Origin of the sequence: Halomonas sp. ND22Bw (assembly GCF_003011945.1) — a bacterium.
GTDB lineage: Bacteria > Pseudomonadota > Gammaproteobacteria > Pseudomonadales > Halomonadaceae > Halomonas > Halomonas halophila.
On sequence record NZ_PXWD01000239.1, the window covers coordinates 1 to 410 of the forward strand.

Genomic DNA, 410 nt, shown 5'->3' on the forward strand with positions numbered 1-410 from the left:
GATCGTGCTATGCGACAAGGACTCATCTGACAACAACGTCGCCCGCGAGTCCAATGGGCTGCGTGCACCCATTGTTGTCAACCGGGCCCAACGGGGCGCGGCGGTCGACGCCGTCACATTCGGCGCTCTTCGCTTATACGGTTGCGCTCGATCTCGCTCGAAAGGGTTGCGACATACTTTCGGATCCACCTGCGGACCTCTTCCGATCCGGTCTTCGACGCGGCAGCTAGCGCCTCCTCACGCTGCGCCGAGAGCCAAACGGTTGCCGGGCCTACTCGCGTCCCCATGAGAAAACGCCAGGTTAACCTGTCAGCTACCTCCTCCCTGGCGGCGTAGCGGCTGGCAAAGCCAAGGGTGAGTTCTCCCGCTCGCCCGTCAAACGTTCGCGGCAAGCAGTCCGCGGCGATCGG

The 410-nt window shown here is 63.4% G+C and carries 1 protein-coding gene; it reads right to left on the reverse strand.

What is annotated here, in order from left to right; translation table 11 throughout:
* Positions 1-113 precede the first annotated feature (113 nt).
* A partial coding sequence (locus CVH10_RS26660; RefSeq protein ID WP_219924775.1) for a hypothetical protein occupies positions 114-410 on the reverse strand: 297 nt, incomplete at its 5' end.